The organism is Amorphus orientalis (assembly GCF_030814015.1).
Classification (GTDB): domain Bacteria; phylum Pseudomonadota; class Alphaproteobacteria; order Rhizobiales; family Amorphaceae; genus Amorphus; species Amorphus orientalis.
The window spans coordinates 993,961-1,010,202 of record NZ_JAUSUL010000001.1; the positions used below are offsets into that span (position 1 = coordinate 993,961).

13 protein-coding genes are annotated in these 16,242 nt (G+C 66.9%); 5 read left to right on the forward strand and 8 right to left on the reverse strand.

Annotated elements, in window-relative coordinates; all coding sequences use genetic code 11:
* Nucleotides 1-237: 237 nt before the first annotated feature.
* The 5 genes from J2S73_RS04470 (at nucleotide 238) to J2S73_RS04490 (ending at nucleotide 7,713) form a co-directional block, all read left to right on the forward strand.
* Entirely contained in the window at nucleotides 238-687 is a 450-nt protein-coding gene (locus J2S73_RS04470) for a YeeE/YedE family protein (protein WP_370874385.1), read from the forward strand.
* On the forward strand, nucleotides 687-1,133 hold the full coding sequence (locus J2S73_RS04475) for a DUF6691 family protein (RefSeq protein ID WP_306884227.1): 447 nt from the start codon (nucleotides 687-689) through the stop codon (nucleotides 1,131-1,133). Before J2S73_RS04470 ends, J2S73_RS04475 begins: the two co-directional genes overlap by 1 nt.
* A complete protein-coding gene (locus J2S73_RS04480) occupies nucleotides 1,130-2,080 on the forward strand; it encodes an MBL fold metallo-hydrolase (RefSeq protein WP_306884228.1) in 951 nt (316 codons plus the stop codon). The genes J2S73_RS04475 and J2S73_RS04480 overlap by 4 nt, the downstream gene beginning before the upstream one ends.
* A 109-nt stretch (nucleotides 2,081-2,189) precedes the next feature.
* A complete protein-coding gene (locus J2S73_RS04485) occupies nucleotides 2,190-3,965 on the forward strand; it encodes a SulP family inorganic anion transporter (protein ID WP_306884229.1) in 1,776 nt (591 codons plus the stop codon).
* Between the two features lie 265 nt (nucleotides 3,966-4,230).
* Entirely contained in the window at nucleotides 4,231-7,713 is a 3,483-nt protein-coding gene (locus J2S73_RS04490; protein ID WP_306884230.1) for a S8 family serine peptidase, read from the forward strand.
* Between the two features lie 5 nt (nucleotides 7,714-7,718).
* On the opposite strand, the gene J2S73_RS04495 is transcribed toward J2S73_RS04490, so the two are convergent.
* From J2S73_RS04495 to J2S73_RS04530, 8 genes are all read right to left on the reverse strand, one after another.
* A complete protein-coding gene (locus J2S73_RS04495; protein WP_306884231.1) occupies nucleotides 7,719-8,438 on the reverse strand; it encodes an ABC transporter ATP-binding protein in 720 nt (239 codons plus the stop codon).
* Nucleotides 8,435-9,160: an ABC transporter ATP-binding protein gene (locus tag J2S73_RS04500; RefSeq protein ID WP_306884232.1), complete on the reverse strand. Its 726-nt coding sequence runs from the start codon at nucleotides 9,158-9,160 to the stop codon at nucleotides 8,435-8,437. Before J2S73_RS04500 ends, J2S73_RS04495 begins: the two co-directional genes overlap by 4 nt.
* The gene (locus J2S73_RS04505) at nucleotides 9,153-10,154 is read right to left on the reverse strand and encodes a branched-chain amino acid ABC transporter permease (protein WP_306884233.1); all 1,002 of its coding nucleotides are present in this window, start codon (nucleotides 10,152-10,154) and stop codon (nucleotides 9,153-9,155) included. The genes J2S73_RS04500 and J2S73_RS04505 overlap by 8 nt, the downstream gene beginning before the upstream one ends.
* Nucleotides 10,151-11,023, reverse strand: coding sequence for a branched-chain amino acid ABC transporter permease (locus J2S73_RS04510; RefSeq protein WP_306884235.1), 873 nt, complete (start codon nucleotides 11,021-11,023; stop codon nucleotides 10,151-10,153). Before J2S73_RS04510 ends, J2S73_RS04505 begins: the two co-directional genes overlap by 4 nt.
* A gap of 140 nt (nucleotides 11,024-11,163) precedes the next feature.
* Nucleotides 11,164-12,399, reverse strand: a complete 1,236-nt coding sequence (locus J2S73_RS04515; RefSeq protein ID WP_306884236.1) for an ABC transporter substrate-binding protein — start codon at nucleotides 12,397-12,399, stop codon at nucleotides 11,164-11,166.
* Nucleotides 12,400-12,464: 65 nt separating this feature from the next.
* Nucleotides 12,465-14,765 (reverse strand): xanthine dehydrogenase family protein molybdopterin-binding subunit, encoded by a 2,301-nt coding sequence (locus tag J2S73_RS04520; RefSeq protein WP_306884237.1) that lies wholly within the window; start codon nucleotides 14,763-14,765, stop codon nucleotides 12,465-12,467.
* Complete coding sequence (locus tag J2S73_RS04525; protein WP_306884238.1) at nucleotides 14,762-15,268, reverse strand: (2Fe-2S)-binding protein; 507 nt, start codon at nucleotides 15,266-15,268, stop codon at nucleotides 14,762-14,764. Before J2S73_RS04525 ends, J2S73_RS04520 begins: the two co-directional genes overlap by 4 nt.
* Nucleotides 15,265-16,089, reverse strand: a complete 825-nt coding sequence (locus J2S73_RS04530; protein WP_306884239.1) for an FAD binding domain-containing protein — start codon at nucleotides 16,087-16,089, stop codon at nucleotides 15,265-15,267. The genes J2S73_RS04525 and J2S73_RS04530 overlap by 4 nt, the downstream gene beginning before the upstream one ends.
* Nucleotides 16,090-16,242 lie beyond the last annotated feature (153 nt).

Genomic DNA, 16,242 nt, shown 5'->3' on the forward strand with positions numbered 1-16,242 from the left:
GGCCGGGCTTGAGCGGTGCAGCGGGGGGGGGACGCGATGTCGCGGGGGCGACGCGGCGCACCAGTTTCAGGGGATGCTGAGCCGCTTCCGGACGGGCGCCTCCGGCGACCTGAGCTCCGCTGCGGTATAATTCGAATTTGCTAAATTAGACATTATGAATATATAGAGGCCCGTCGCGGACGCCGGCCCGATCGGCCCGTCCGCTCGATGGGATTCCTTTTCCGCAGGAGCTTGCCTTTGCCTTTGGTTGCAACCGAGTTTACCCCGTGGTCCGCCCTTGCCGGCGGCGTCCTGATCGGCCTTTCGTCAGTCATGCTGATGCTGTTCTTCGGGCGCATTGCGGGGATCATCGGGGTCGTCGCCCGCGCGGTATCCGCGGTTGCCGTGCCGGCCATCGACCGGAACTGGCGGATTGCCTTCATCGTGGGCCTGTTCGCAGCGCCCCTGACAGTGATGGCGATCACCGGGTCTCCGGTCGAGCAGACCGTTTCCGACAATCTTCCTCTGATGGCGTTCGCTGGCCTTCTGGTCGGCTTCGGAACCGCCCTCGGCTTCGGCTGCACATCCGGCCACGGCGTGTGCGGTCTCGCCCGTCTCTCGCGCCGATCCATGGTGTCGGTGGCCGTCTTCATGGGTGCCGCGATCGCGACCGTCTACATCCTTCGTCACGCGACGGGGGTGCTGTGATGCGGGTACTCTTCGGTTTTCTGAGCGGCCTGCTGTTCGGTCTCGGCCTTGTCGTATCCGGCATGGCGAACCCGGCGAAGGTCCTCTCGTTTCTCGATCTGTTCGGGGCCTGGGACCCGAGCCTGATCTTCGTCATGGGGGGCGCCGTGGTCGTGACGTTCGTCGGCTACCGGCTCGTGCTGAAGCGGTCCGCGCCGATGTTCATGAGCGGGTTCGACCTTCCCGGCACCCGCCTGATCGATGCGCGGCTGGTGCTCGGCGCCATGGTGTTCGGCATCGGCTGGGGGATCGGCGGCTATTGTCCGGGCCCGGCGCTGACGGCGCTGCCGCTGCTTGCGCCCGGAACGCTGGTCTTCGTACCCGCGATGCTCGTTGGAATCTGGGGCGGCGTGATCCTGCGCGGATCCACTTTGTTCACTCGCAATCAGAAGGAAGCAACGGCATGACAAGTCAGCTTCAACAGCCGGTCGTCCGTCACTCTCCCTCTCGCGGTCCCGGTAGCGCGGACGTCTGGGGCATCTACGAGCCGGATACCGGCTCGATCCAGTATGTCTGCGCCGACCCGGAGACGAAGAAGGCCGCGCTGATCGACGTCGTCTGGAACTTCGATCCGAAGCACTACGCCACCAGTACGACATCAATGGATCAGGTCCTCGACCTCGTGAAGGCGGAAGGCCTGACCGTCGAATGGGTGCTCGACACCCATCCCCATGCCGATCACTGGATGGCTTCGGCCCACCTGAAGGAGAGGACCGGCGCCCCAAACGCCATCGGCGAGAAGGTGAAGGAAATCTCCGGGATCTGGGCGGAGCTCTACAATCTTCCCGGCGCCTTCGATCCGGAGCGGGATTTCGACCGCCTGTTTGCCGACGGTGACACGTTCAAGATCGGCAATCTCGACGTCCGCGTGATCCTGTCCCCGGGCCATACGCTCGGCTCGATCACCTACGTTGTCGGTGACGCCGCGTTCGTCCACGACACGTTGATGTATCCTGACGCCGGAACCTCCCGGACCGACTTCCCCGGAGGCAGCGCTGCCGTCCTCTGGGACTCCCTCCAGACAATCCTCTCGCTGCCGGCCGAGACTCGGCTTTATGTGGGGCACGACTACGGCACGTCCGAGCGCGATGAGCCCATGTGGGAGGCGACGGTCGCCGAGCACAAGGCCGGCAACATCCACGTGAAGGACGGTACGAAACGGGAGGACTGGATCGCCATCCGGGAGAAACGGGATGCCACGCTGGCGTTGCCCGATCGCATCCTGGCTGCGCTTCAGGTCAATCTCCGCGGCGGTCGTCTGCCGGCGCCGGAGGCGGACGGGCACTTCTATCTGAAGCTGCCGCTGAACCGGTTCGGGTCTTACGACGAGCAGGATCCGCCTCACGTGGCCTAGCAGATCGGGGGCGGTCGCGCCGTCGTGTGCAGCCGAGATTCGGGTTCACAGTCGTTCGAGCATGGCCGGGACCCTCCGCTCGCTGAAGGGATCTGAAAGCAGCAGTCCGATGAAGCGTTTTTCCGTTGCCAGCTATCTGCCCATTCTCGACTGGGGGCGGACCTATAGCGCCCGCACGCTGACGGGCGATCTGGTGGCGGCGGTGATCGTCACCATCATGCTGATCCCCCAGTCGCTGGCCTATGCGCTCCTGGCCGGGCTGCCCCCGGTGGTCGGGCTCTATGCCTCGATCCTGCCGCTCCTGATCTACGCCCTCTTCGGCACCAGCCGGACACTGGCCGTGGGGCCGGTCGCCGTGGTGTCGCTGATGACGGCCGCGGCGGTCTCCGAAGTCGCGGCTCCGGGCAGCGCGGAATATGTCGCGGCGGCGGCGCTGCTCGCCCTGATCTCGGGCGCGATGCTGCTCGTGCTCGGCCTGTTCCGGCTCGGCTTCATCGCCAACCTTCTGTCCCACGCCGTGATCTCCGGCTTCATCACCGCCTCCGGAATCCTGATCGCGGTCTCCCAGCTGAAACACATTCTCGGGGTATCGGCGGGCGGCCGCAACCTGGTGGAGATCGTCGTTTCGATCTCGGGCACGCTGGGACAGATAAATGTCCATACGCTCGCCATCGGGATGGTCTCGGTCGGCTTCCTGTTCTGGGTGCGCACCGGGCTGAAGCCGCTTCTGATGAAGACCGGCTTGAGCCCCTTCGTCGCCGGATTGGTGTCGCGGGCCGGTCCGGTGATCGCTGTCGCCGTCAGCATTCTGGCGGTTCTCACCTTCGACCTGGCCGATAAGGGCGTGCGCATCGTCGGCGAGATCCCGGCGGGGCTGCCGCCGCTGCATCTGCCCATGATCGACATGTCGCTGGTCCTGGGACTGATCGGGCCGGCCGCGTTGATCTCCGTGATCGGGTTCGTGGAGTCCGTCTCGGTCGCCCAGACTCTGGCTGCCAAGCGCCGGCAGACCATCACGCCGAACCAGGAGCTCGTCGGACTGGGGGCTGCAAACATCGCCTCCGCGTTCTCCGGCGGCTATCCGGTAACCGGCGGGTTCGCGCGGTCGGTGGTGAACTTCGATGCCGGCGCGGAAACGCCGGCTGCGGGCGCTTTCACTGCCATCGGCATCGCGCTCGCCTCGTTGTTTCTCACCCCGCTGCTCTATTTCCTGCCGATCGCCACCCTGGCCGCGACCATCATCGTCGCAGTGCTCAGCCTGGTGGATTTCGCCGCGCTGAAGCGGACCTGGGCCTATTCGCGCCACGACTTCGCGGCGATGATCACCACGATCGTGGTGACGCTGGCCGTCGGGGTCGAGGCGGGCGTCGTGACCGGTGTCGGCCTCTCGATCGCGCTGCTCCTGTGGCGAACCTCCCGCCCGCACATCGCCATCGTCGGTCAGGTGCCGGGCACCGAGCACTTCCGGAACGTGAAGCGCCACGAGGTCGTCACCGATCCCCGGATTCTCTCGCTGCGGATCGACGAGAGCCTGAATTTCGCCAATGCCCGCACGATCGAGGACTTCATCCTCAACGAGATCGCGCAGCGTCCCTCGGTTCGGCATCTGGTGCTGCAGTGCACGGCGGTGAACGAAATCGACGGAAGCGCGCTGGAGAGCCTGGAGCTGATCATGCACCGATTGTCCGACCAGGGCATCGCGCTGCATCTGTCGGAGGTGAAGGGGCCGGTGATGGACCGGCTCAAGCGGGCGTCCTTCCTCGAGCACCTGACTGGCGGCGTCTACCTGACCCATTATCAGGCGATGGCAGCTCTGGCAGTCGGCTTCGCCGGTGAGGCGTGTCCGCCGGATCGGTCGGCAAGGGCTTCCGAGCCGCATTCCTGACTTTGATGACGTCGCCCGCCGCCTTCCCCCGGGCAGCGCTGAAGCCGGACAACGCGGCAGAACGCGCCGGCGTGACCGGCTGCAAGACCGGCTGTTCGATCTCTTCCCGTTGTGCCCCTGCCGCGAAAATGGTTGCCCCTGCAATTTGAGGAGGTTACTGGTGGAGTTAGGGCGGGTTGGAGCCTCTTCCCGTTAATTATCAATAGTTTATATGCGTGCCCCGGCGTCGGGTTCGTGTCCGTTCAAAAAACGCGTCGGGGTTGGAATGCGCACAGGACTGATCAAGACGGCACTCGTCATCTCGGTGCTCGTGGGTGCGGCGGGAGGGGCCGTCGGTGAGGATGCTGGGCCGGCCGCCCTATCGCCATCGTCTGCCGTGCGCGATGCGCTGGTCCAGGCCGCCGGCTACGGCGACCGGTCGCTGATCGCCAGCGTCGCGGAGAATGCGCGGCTGACACCGGACCGGGCGGATCTGATCGCCACGACGGCGACCGATCTGAGGCCGGATCTGGCCGGACGGATCCGCCGGGCCGCAACGGTCGGGCGGGAACTCGCCGCGACGTATACCGGCGGCGCTGCCGGTATGAATTCGGCAAGCGCGCCTGCGGCCAATCCGACGCCCTATCCGGGCGGCAACGCGGACATCCCGATTGCCTCGCTCAGCGAGTACCAGCGCAACTACAGCCTCGACGCGATGCATGTGGATGCTGCGCTTGCCCAGGGGCTGACGGGCAAGGGGGTGGTGGTCGGCGTGATCGACACCGGCATCGACAGGCGCCCGGACGGGTCGGTGCATCCCGAATTCGCCGGCCGGATCGATCCCCGGTCGACGAGCTTCCTGCACTGGTTCGACCACGACCTGGTCTGCGAATCCAACGACACTTGGAACTGTGACCGGTTTTCGGACGCGGAGATCCTGGCCGCCTTCGATCAGGGGCTGACGGACTCGATGGATCAGGAGGGGCACGGGACCCACGTGTCCGGCATCATCGGCGCCGGCCGGAACGGCTTCGGCATGCAGGGCGTCGCGCCCGAGGCGACGATCCTGGCGGTCAAGGCGATCACCCAGGGTGGGATCGTGTTGACGGACGACGGCGACATCGTGTCGACATACGACCTCGAGCGATGCGGTCGGGCGGCCGCAAACGACGACTGCGATCCGATCGGGGGCAGTGGCGACGAGCCCGCGAAAGCGTTCAATTACCTGGCTCAGTTTTCCGACGTGAAGGTTATCAACGGCAGCTTCGGTCCCAACGAGGATGACGGCGCCGTGACCTGGGATCTCGGAGATGCGGAGCAGCAGGAAGACGACTTGCTGCCCGAGGCCCGGGCCATGCGCGAGAATCTGGATGCCGGACAGATCATCGTCATGGCGGCAGGTAATGCACGGGACGACTCTCCGATCCTGTCGGAAAATCCGATCGGAGCGGGCCTCTATCCTTTCATTCAGCCGGCCAATCAGGATGCTCGTAACTCCGCCGGTGCGCTGATCTATGACGATCACGGCACCGGGATCGATCTGAGCTTCACGTCGCCGGCGGGTCTCGCGGCGGCGGAAGCGGCCGACGGCAAGGCGCGCGGCCGGATCGTGGTGGTGGTGGCGCTGGACGCCTACAACAACCTCGCGAGCTACTCGCAGATGTGCGGTGTGGCGAAGGAGTGGTGCGTGTCGGCTCCCGGCGGCGACCAGGTCGCGCCTTACTTCCCCGACAGCGGGCTTCCGGGGGACCGGGGCATTTATTCGACGGTGCCTGAGGACAGCTACAAATTCGATTCAGGCACGTCGATGGCGTCTCCGAACGTTGCGGGTGCGATTGCGGTTCTGATCGAGGCGTATCCGACGTTCACGCCGGCGGAGATCGTGCACATCCTGTTCACGACGGCGGAGGATCTGGGCGCGCCTGGCGTGGACGCGGTGTTCGGCTGGGGGCTTGTGCGCCTGGACCGGGCGCTGTCGGTGGGTCCGATCGGCATGACCGGAACGGGGACGTATACGGTCGGCGCGTCGGGCGGCGACACGCGGTGGCTGGTGGACTTCACCAGCGACGGCAGCCTGGAGAAGCAGGGCTCCGGCACGCTGACGGTCGCGAGCAAGGCGGCGTTCCGGCAGGCCTCGGCGGTTGACGGGGGCACGCTGGCGGTTGGCGGCACGCTGACCACGCCGCGGCTTGCGGTGAACCAGGGCGGCCGTCTGTCGGGCACGGGCTCCGTTGTGGCGGACGTGACGGTCGCCGGCGAGCTTGCGCCGGGCGCCTCGCCGGGCACCCTGAGCGTGACGGGCGACCTGACGCTGACGGAGACGGCGACGACGACGATCGAGGTTGACGGGACCGGGACGGGCAGCGGCGCGGGCAATTACGACCGGATCATCGTCAACGGGTCGGGCTCGGTCTTTACGGCGGGGGGCACGCTGGCGCCGGTGCTGCGCGGGATCTCCGGATCGGCGACCAACAGCTTCACGCCGGCGGTGGGCCAGCAGTTCGCGGTCGTGCAGGTGCCGTCGGGCAGCGTGACGGGCTCGTTCTCCGGGGTGCGGCAGCCGGCGTCGGGCCTTCCGGCGGGAACGCGGTTCGACGTGCTCTACTATCCGAGCGTGCTGACGCTGGCGGCGACGCCTGCGAGCTACGCGAACCTTGCGGCCCTCGGGATCGGTCAGACGGGGAACGAGCGGGCGTTCGGGTCGGCGCTGGACGCGGCGCGTCCGGCGGCGGGCGTGCGGCCGGCGAGTGCCGACAACGAGCTGTTCAACACGCTCTATTCGGCGAGCGAGGCGGATCTGGCAGCGGGCTTCTCCAGCCTGACGGGTCAGCTTCACGCGGAGATGGGGACGACGGCGGTTCGCTCGGTTGGCCGGTTCGCGGACACGATCGGGTCGCGTCAGCTGGGGCTGATGGCGGACTGGCTGACGGCGCAGTCGGCGGCCTATGGCGAGGGCCAGGCGTGGGTGGAGGCGGAGACGACGCTGACGGACGTGGGCGCGTCCGGCGGTGTGTCGGGCTACGATGCGCGCTCGACGAACGTGGCGTTCGGCGTGGATCACCGGGTGAGCGCGCGGGTCGCGCTCGGCTTCGCGGCGGCCTACGAGTATGCGGACGTGTCGTCGGATGCTCACGGGGCGGGCGACGTGACGACGTATCAGGCGGGTCTCTACGGGACGTTCGATGCGGGCGTGGTGGCGCTGGCGGCCCGCGGCGGCCTGAGCTACGGGGACCTGTCGACGAGCCGGACGACGGCGCTCGGCGGCTACGGGGCGACGGCAAGCGCGGACGGCCACGGGTTCGGCGGGTTCGCGGAAGCGACCGCGTTCCGGGCGTTCGAGACGCCGGTGGTGACGGTGACGCCGTCGGCGACGCTGGGCTACCGGGCGTTCGGGCGGGACGCGATGACCGAGAGCGGCAGCGTGTTCGCGCTGTCGGTCCCGAGCGAGACGTTCTCCGAGACCCAGACGACGCTTGCGGTGGCCTTCTCGCGTCGGTTCGCGCTGGGCAACGGCTTCGTGCTGGAGCCGGTGCTGAGCGCCGGCTGGCGGCACGACTATGGGGACGTGGCGCAGACGTCGGACCTCGGCATCCTGGGCGCGTCCTACGACGTGGCCGGAGCGGATGTGGGCCGGGACGCGTTCCTGGGCGAGGTGACCCTGACGGCGCTGAAGGGCGACCGCTTCGCCCTCGGCGCCTCCTACCAGGCGGAACTGCGCGACAATCTCACCGCCCACACCTTCCAGGCAGAGGCCAGCTTCCGCTTCTGAGGAGGTCAGAGCCCGAGATAGGCCGCCCTGACCCGGTCGTTCGTCAACAGGTCGGCGCCAGTGCCCTCCAGTTCGACCCGTCCGTTCTCCAGCACGTAGCCGCGGCTGGAGATCTCCAGAGACTGCATCACGTTCTGCTCGACGAGGAGCACCGTGGTGCCGTTCGCGTTCAGGGTCTCGACCACCTCGAACATCTGTTCTGTCAGGAGCGGCGAGAGCCCCAGGGACGGTTCGTCGAACATGATGAGCACCGGTTCGGCCATCAGGCAGCGGGAGATGGCGAGCATCTGCTGTTCGCCGCCGGAGAGTGTGCCCGCCGCCTGCCGCCGCCGTTCCGCGAGCCGGGGAAACGTCTCGAAGGCGATTTCCAGGTTCCGGGCGCGCCGGGCTTTCGACCGTTTCAGGGCTCCACCCAGTTCCAGGTTCTCCTGCACCGACAGCGAAGGGAAAATGCAGCGTCCTTCGGCGACCTGGCCGATCCCGAGCTCGCAGACTGCGTTGCTGTCACGTCCCGCGATTTCCATGCCGTCGAAGCGGATGGACCCGGCTGACGGCCGCAGCATGCCCGCGATCGCCCGGATCAGCGAGGTCTTTCCCGCGCCGTTGGCTCCGACGACGGAGACGAGTTCCCCGCGCCCCACCGACAGGCTCACGCCGTCGAGGGCCCGGGCTTCGCCGTAGTGCAGGACGAGACCATCAATGGTCAGGATCGGTCCGTCGGTCACTGGCCCGCCTCCACCTTCCGCCGGCCGAGATAGCTCTCGATCACGATCGGGTTCTCGACGATCTCCTGCGGCTTGCCGGTGGCGATCAGCTCGCCGTGGTGAAGCACGGCCACGCGGCCGGCCAGCGACATGACCACCCGCATGACGTGTTCGATCAGCAGGATGGTCAGCCCCTGTGCGTTGAGTTCGCGCAGGACGGAGATCAGGACGTCCGCCTCGCTGGGACGCAGTCCGGCCATCGCCTCGTCGAGCAGAAGAAGCCGCGGCTTGCGGGCCAGGCAGCGGGCGATTTCCAGCATCTTGCGGTCGGGAAGCGTCAGCGACGACGCCTCGTTTCCGGCTCTCCGGGCAAGCCCGACCATGTCCAGCGCGGCGAGGGCGTCGGCTTTCGCCTCGGCCATGTCGAGCCCCTTGGCGAGCGCGCCCACCATGGCGTTTTCCAGGACGGTCATTCCGACCATGGGCCGGACCACCTGGAACGTGCGCGAGATGCCGGCGGCGGCGATCACTTCCGGATCGAGGCCGGTGATGTCGCGTCCGTCGAAGCTTATCCGGCCTTCGCTGGGCACGAGGGCCCCGGCGATCATGTTGAAGGTGGTGGTCTTGCCGGCGCCGTTGGGGCCGATCAGCGCGGAGATCTCGCCTTCGGCGACGGAGAAGGACACACCGGACACGGCCGTCAGGCCCTTGAAGTGCTTGGTCAGTCCCTGAACCTCAAGCATCGGAACCTCCGTCCGTCTCGTCCGGCCTCTGGCGGCGGGTCGCGAGGCGGCGCAGCCGCGGCCAGATGCCCTCCGGCAGGAACACGATCACCAGGAAGACCATCACGCCGTAGACGAATGTATTGAGGCCGAAGATGCCGACATGCTGACCGACGTCGTTGGCGATCTCCGTCACCGGAACGACGAAGAAGGCGCCGACGATCGGGCCGACGAGCGTGCCGAGGCCGCCGATGATCGGGGCGATGATGATCTCAATCGACATGCCCATGCCGAGCATGGAATCGGGAAACAGGCTGCCGTTCATGAGGCCGAACAGGCCGCCGGCGACCGCCGTCATCGCTCCGCTGATCGCGACCACGAGGATCTTCATGCTGCGGGCCCGCACGCCGAGCGCCCGGGCAGCCTCCTCGTCCTCGCGGATGGCACGCCAGAAGAAGCCGTGCCGGCCGTTGACCAGCAGGGCGGAGATCGCCGTGACGGCGGCTGCCAGCACCAGGAAGGCGTAGTAGAACAGCAGGCCCGACCCGCGCAGGTGCAGCAGGATACTCTCGTCCGGACCGAGCGATGGCAGAAAGACGCCGCCGGCGCCGCCGACATAGTCCCAGTTGTCGAACAGGAGGCGGAAGAACTCGGCGAAGGCGATGGTCAGAAGCGCGAAGTAGACGCCGCGGACGGAGAAGCGGAAGCCGAGCCAGGCGATGACGACACCCATCGCCGCACCCACCAGTGCGCCGAGCGGCAGACCGATCCAGGGCACGACGCCGTAGCGCGAGGCGAGCACTGCTGTCACATAGCCGCCCAGGCCCAGAAACAGCGAGTTTCCCAGCGACAGGATGCCGGTATAGCCCATCATCAGGTTCCAGGCCTGGCCGACGCACACATAGAAGAAGATGATCGTGAGCAGGGAGAGCCAGTAAGGCGACAGGGCGAGCGGCGCGAAGCCGAAGACAAGAAGCGCCGCGGCCGATGCCGCGAGGGGGAGGGTGCGGGTCATCGGCGGCCTCCCGCAGCGCCGAACAGGCCAGCCGGGCGTACGAGGAGGACCAGCACGAGAAGAGCATAGGAGAACATGCTCTTCATGGAGGGATTGATCATCACGGCGGCGAGCGCCTCCACGATACCGATCAGGATGCCTCCGGCGATCGCGCCGGGGATGCTGCCGAGCCCGCCGATAATGACGACGATGAAGGCGAGGAGGGTGAATTCCGGCGCAAGGAACGGATGGGTGTCGAACATCGGAGCGACGAGGGCGCCGGCCGCTCCTGCGCAGGCCATCCCGATGCCGGCGGTGATCGCGAACACGCGATTGATGCGGATGCCGATCACCTCCGCGCCGATCCGGCTGTCGGCGGCCGCGCGGATGGCCTGGCCGGTGGTGGTGAAGCGGAGGAAGACGAACAGCAGCGCCATCAGGACGATCGCGCCGGCGGCGGCCTGAACCCGCGTCATGTCGAGCCGCAACGGACCGATGTCGAAGGTCTCGAAGCTGGCCATCGAGAAGATGCCGCGCGGGGTCGGTCCGAACAGCATCATGTGCAGTCCGGTGATCACAAGCGCGAACGAGATGAACAGGATGAACTGGACGTGGTGGGGCCGGCTGATGAAGGCGTTCACGACGGTGAGCTGCAGCACATAGCCGAGCGCAAACAGCGCCAGCGCGGCGACCGGCATTGCCGCAAGGGGCGAGATGCCGATCAGCTCGAAGCACCAGTAGCCGATATACATGCCGATCACGACCATCTCGCCATGGGCGAAATTCACCAGGCGCATCACCCCGAAGATGATGGTTAGGCCGATCGCGATGAGCGCGTAGACGACGCCATTCAGGACGCCTCCCGCGAGCACCTGCAGATAAAGATCCATCGAATGCGCGATCCCGTTGATTGTCGCCAAGGGGCGGCGACAGACGGCGGACGGACCGGACGAAGCCCGATCCGCGTCCGGTCGGCCCGGGGATCCGCCTGTTCGACGGCGGATCCCCGGTCATGCTGAGTGAACCGCGCCTACCGGTCCTGGAACGGCGTCATCGGGAAGATCGGCTCGGCCACCGCGATCTCCTGCGGGCCGATGACGAGCGGCTCGCTGTCCTGGTTCTGAAGCATCACGCCACCGATGTTCGGGTTCTGGCCCTTCTCGTTGAAGACGATCGGCCCGCCATACATCACGTGGTCCTTGAGGTCGGTCGTCTTCAGCGCGTCGTGGATCGCGGCCGGTTCGCCCGACTGGGCGCGGCTGAGGGCATCGACGGCGATCTCGACCGCTTCGTAGGAGAACCCGACGTTCAGCTCGAAGCGCTCGTTCGGGTATTCCTTGTTGAAGGAGGCGATGGTCTGCTTGGTCAGGTCACGCGTCGGATCGTACCAGGGCACGGAAACCATGTACTGGTCGCCGTACTTGCCGGTGGCGTCGGTGAAAGCCTTCTCGTACGGGCCCGGGCTCCCCGGTCCGATGATGCCCATCGGGTTGTAGTTCTGACGCACCATCTCGCGCACGATCAGGATGGCGTCGTTGACCCGGGTCACCGGCATGAGCAGGTCGGCGCCGGTCGCCTTGGCCTTGGCCACCTCCACCGACAGATCACGGGCGCGCAGGTCATAGGAGATCTGGTCGACGATCTCGATCGGAACGTCGAGCTTGTCCCAAAGCGCGTTGATCCCGCCGGTAACGCCCTTGCCGAAGGTGTCGTTGACGTGGAGCAGCACGGCGGTCTTGGGCTGGACGCCGGTATGGGCGAACAGGTCCTTGATGCGCGCCACGGCGTTGTAGACGAGGGTGGTCGCCGGCGGAAAGTTGCGGAAGAGCTGGGTGAAGCCCTGCTCGGTGATCTGCGGCGCGGAGGCGATGTTGACCAGGATCGGCACCTTCGCCTGTTCCGCGGCCTGGGCGGCGGAGATGGTCGCGCCGGTGTCCCATGCGCCGATCAGGAGCGTGCAGCCGTCCTGGATCAGGCGTTCGGCCGCGACGCGACCGTTCTCCGGCACCGATTCCGTATCGGCATAGACGAACTCGACGGGCATCCCGGCCTTTTCGGACAGAAGCTTGGCACCGAGCTCGACGCCCCGCAGCGAGGCCTGGCCGGGCGCGGCGAGAACGCCGGACGTGGGGAGGATCACGCCGATCTTGACCGGCTTGCCCTGGGCCCAGACCGGGCGGCCGATGAAGGGGGCGGAGAGTGCGGCCGCACCGGCTGCCTGAAGAAGGCGACGGCGCGAGATATCCCATTCGTGCTTGGTCGTCATGGCTGTGGTCTCCTGCTCTGGATCTGCCGGTTCGCCGGCTTTTTATGGATCAATCGGGTTTTGGATCAGGTCGTGCCGTCCGCCTGCGCCTCAAGCGCGGCCAGCACGCGTTCCGGTGTGATCGGCAATTCGGTGATGCGCACGCCCACGGCGTCCTCGATCGCGTTGGCGATTGCCGGGGCGATCGGCAGCATCGCGCCCTCGCCCATGCCCTTGGCACCGAACGGGCCGGGGCCGTGGCCCTGCTCCTGGGTAATGGCGATGAAGGTTTCCGGCAGATCCTCGGCGAGGGGGACGCGGTAGGTGAGCGCCTCGCCGTTCACCAGGCGGGTGCCGTCATAGATCATCCGTTCGAACAGGGCCTGGCCGAGCCCCATGAGAGCCGCGCCCTCGTCCTGGCCGCGGCAGACCAGCTTGTGGATCGCCCGGCCCGCATCGCCGCTGACCACCAGCTTGTGGATCGCGATTTGACCGGTCTCACGGTCGACCGACAGGTCGACGGCGGCCCAGCCGATTTCCCAGAAGACGCTCTTGGTCTCCAGCGGGGCGTGGTGGTCGTTCGGCTGCTTGTGGAATCCTTCGCCGGTGAATTCGAAGCCCGTGCCGCCATACCGGCCCATGATGATCGGCGCGAGCGGCTTCGCCTCGTTGCCGTGGATCACCGTCCAGTTGTCGAGACGGAGCGCATCGGGCGTGGTGCCGAGCTCCTCGGCCGCCATCTGGAGCACCTGATCGCGCACGGACTGGGCGGCGCGCTGCACCGCCTGGCCCATCACCGAGATGCCGGAGGAGGCATTGGTTCCCTGATCGAAGGGAATGTAGCGGGTGTCGAGGGGCAGGTAGGCGACGCGGTCGAGAGGTGCGGCCAGGATTTCGGCGACGACCTGGGCCAGCGCCGTGCGCGCGCCCTGGCCGATCTCCACCGTGCCGCACGACAGGTGGATGTCGCCGAAGGTCGAGACCTTCACCCGCGCCTGTGCGGGCTTGTTGACGCCGCCGCCGTCCTTGAAGCCGAGCCCAAGGCCCACGCCGCGGTTGGGCTTGCGCGGTTCGAAATATCCGGCCTCGCGGGCAACCAGATCGAGACCCTCGGCCAGATCGCTGTCACAGCCGCTCTCGCCGGGCACGAACGGCTCGCCGAGATCGATCATGTTCTTCAGCCGCATCTCCAGCGGGTCGATGCCGAGCCGGCGCGCGATCATGTCGACCTGGCTGTCGCTGGCCCAGGTCGCCTGGGTGCCGCCGAACCCGCGATAGGGGCCGGCGGGCGCCGTGTTCGTCATCACGCACTGGCAGACGCTGTCGATGTGCTTGTAGCGATAGGGTCCCGGCATCCGGTAGCCGGCCTTTTCGGAGACCAGCGGGCTGGCATCGGAGTAGGCGCCGGAATCCAGCAGCACCTCAGACTGGCGCGCGATCAGGGTTCCGTCCGCCTTCACGCCGGTGCGGACCTTCAGGATGGCGGCGTGCTGGGTGTTGGTGAGAAAGTTCTCCTCCATCGTCAGGCAGAAGCGGACCGGGCGGCCGGTCATCCGCGACAGGAGAACCGCGATCGGCTCCGTCTTGCAGTTGTTCTTGGCGCCGAAGCCGCCGCCGACATAGGGCACGCGCACGGTGATCCGGTTCTCCGGCACCTTGAAGATCCGGCAGAGCTCCTTGCGCAGCGGGAACGGGTTCTGGCTGCTGGTGACGACCTCGATCTCGCCGCCGTCCTTCCAGTGCGCCACGCAAACGAACGGCTCCAGATGCATGTGGTGCATGCGGGAGAAGCGGAAGGTGTCCTCGAAGACGTGATCGGCCTCCTCGAAGGCGGCCGGGTCGCCGGTCCGGTAGCAGTATTCGTAGCAGACGTTGCGCCGCGGCCTGAGCCGGCCGGCCGAGCCGGCGCCATAGGGCGGCACGATGCCCATCGGCTCGGTCTCGAACAACTCGGCTGCGTCGTCGGCCAGCGCGGCTTCGATGGTCGGCACGGAGGGAAGATCCTCGTACTCGACGCGAATCTTGCGGAGGGCGGCGTTTGCGGAGGCCTCGTCGACGGCCGCCACGGCGGCAATCATGTCGCCCTCGTAGCGGACCTTGTCGGTGGCGACGATCGGCTGGTCTTTGATGAAGTAGCCGTAGACGGGCATCATCGTGCCGTCATCCAGGTCGGGCCCGGTCAGGACGGCGTGGACGCCCGGCATCTCACGGGCCTCCGATGCGTCGATCGCGACGATCCGGGCGTGGGCGCGGGGCGAGCGCAGCACCTTTGCGTGCAGCATCCCCGGCATGGCTTCGTCGACAGTGTAGCGGGCCCGTCCGGTAACTTTGTCTCGGGCGTCGGCACGTTCGACGTCGGCGCCGATGACGCGAAGCATCTCCGTCATCGGGCGCCTCCGGCGGTCCGCATGGCGGCGGCGGCCTCCTCGATCGCCTCGATGATCAGCTGATAGCCGGTGCAGCGGCAGACGTTGGACGAGATCCAGTCCTTGATCGTCGCGCGGTCCGGGTCGGGGTTCTCGGCGAGCAGCCCCTTGGCCAGCACGATCATGCCGGAGGTGCAGAAGCCGCACTGGAAGGCGCTCTTTCGGGCGAAGGCGGCCTGGACCGGATCGAGGCCTTCGCTGCTCTCCAGTCCCTCGATTGTGGTCACGGCACAGCCGTCCACCTCGAAGGCGAAGGTCGAGCAGCTTGCCCGCGGCGTGCCGTCGACGAGAACGTTGCAGGCGCCGCAGACGGTGCGGCCGCAGGCGATCTTGGTGCCCTTGAGATAGAGATCGTCCCGAAGGAGGTCGGCCAGAACCCGATTGGTTGTGGTGGCCACCGAGACGGGATTGCCGTTCAGCGTGAAGTGCACGTCGAGGCGACCGTCGAGGGATACTGCCGTCATGCCGGATCTCCAAGACGCGCGATCTGCCGGCGCAGGAAGGCGGCGCCGGCTTTCGCGACATAGGACCGGCCCACCGCCGGATCGTGAAAGTCGTCCGGAAGCTTCGCGAAGACCGTCTCGGGTGCATCGGCTGCTGCGGCGTCCGTCCACCAGGGGCGCAGAAACTCCGTCGCGACGACGACGCGATGGGTCGCATCGACCCCTGAACCGCGCCGGCAGAGCGCCTGGGTGACCGTCGGCCGCAGGGAGCGCTCGTAGTCGATGGCCGGAGCGCCGGCGAGTGGAATCGAAACGGAGACGAGCAGCGGGTGGGCGCTCAGGTCGGCGTCCCAGATCTTGTCAACCGGAAGCTCCGTCACGCCGGCGGGGCCGGCGAAACGCGCGCTGGCGCCGAGGGCCGTCAGAAGGATGGAGAGCTCGTAGCGCGTCCGTCGCGCCATCAGGTTGCCGCCAAGCGTCGCCTGTCGGCGGATCCGCACCGTGGCGATCTTGCGCCAGGATGCGGCAAGTCCCGGAACGGCATCGAGAGCCGGATGCTGCCAGGCTTCGTCGTGGGTCAGCCGCGCGCCAAGGACGAGGGCGTCCGCGGTCTGCTCGACCGCTTTCATCTCTTCGATCCGGTCGATCCAGATCAGCGACGCCGGTGTGGCGCCTTCGCGCAGCCAGGCAAAGAAATCGGTGCCGCCGGCAAAGATCGCGGCCGGTGCGGGCGCTTCTGCGAGATCGGCGATGGCGTCGTCGACGGACGCGGGCCGGAACAGCGCGACGGGCGGCAGGTCCGACTGAGTGACGGATATGCTTCCGGAAGCGTAGACCTCCAAGTTTATCCCCTCATCTCCGGAATGTTCATATTTGAACTTTATTTTCTTTATTGGTCAATCTGACCATATCGATTCCAAGGTGGCAACCCTGAAGCAGGCGAAATCGGTGTTCGATCTTTGCGGTCGCGGGAACAAACGGCGGCGCACCCGATG